Below are 493 nucleotides of genomic sequence, written 5' to 3'. Positions count from 1 at the left end.
TGCCGCCGCGAGGATAACGGCGATCACGGCCACCGTTCCGGATGTCAGATACATGTTCGACAGCATCGTCCACAGCGTTGTTGGCAGCGGAGGATTAGCCGGATCGTACAAGGCGGCGTGAGTGCGAACCGGAATTACGCAGAAGATCAATCCGACGGCTAGGACTGCGAGAATGCCAAGTTTCTACCACATAGCCTCGTTCCGTCTCGTCCGCTCACCGGCACGCTGCCGTATTAGATTAACGTCCGCAATCGGGTGGTCAGCGGATGTTCCATTCGGCCCGCTCTATCTAGACCAAGTTGAGAGAAGCCATCGTCAATGCAATAACCTGCACAGCAAGGAATCCCGACGCCCAGGCCATCTTCTTTCGAAGAAAGAGCCAAATAGCTGCGGCGGGAGGTATAACCACCGCCACGTAATAAACTTTCTGGGACAATGTAGAGAAATACGGCCCGGGCCAATTGTAAGCAAATGCAAACACAAAAAAGACGGC

The 493-nt window shown here is 54.2% G+C and carries 1 protein-coding gene; it reads right to left on the bottom strand.

Translation table 11 applies throughout. The annotated features are described in order from the left end of the window. Positions 1–233: 233 nt before the first annotated feature. Positions 234–493: hypothetical protein (locus ACX40Y_RS18205; protein ID WP_459120987.1), on the bottom strand; the 260-nt coding region annotated here is incomplete at its 5' end.

This window comes from Sphingomonas sp. RS6 (assembly GCF_054489705.1).
This window is presented reverse-complemented; position numbering and strand designations above follow the sequence as displayed.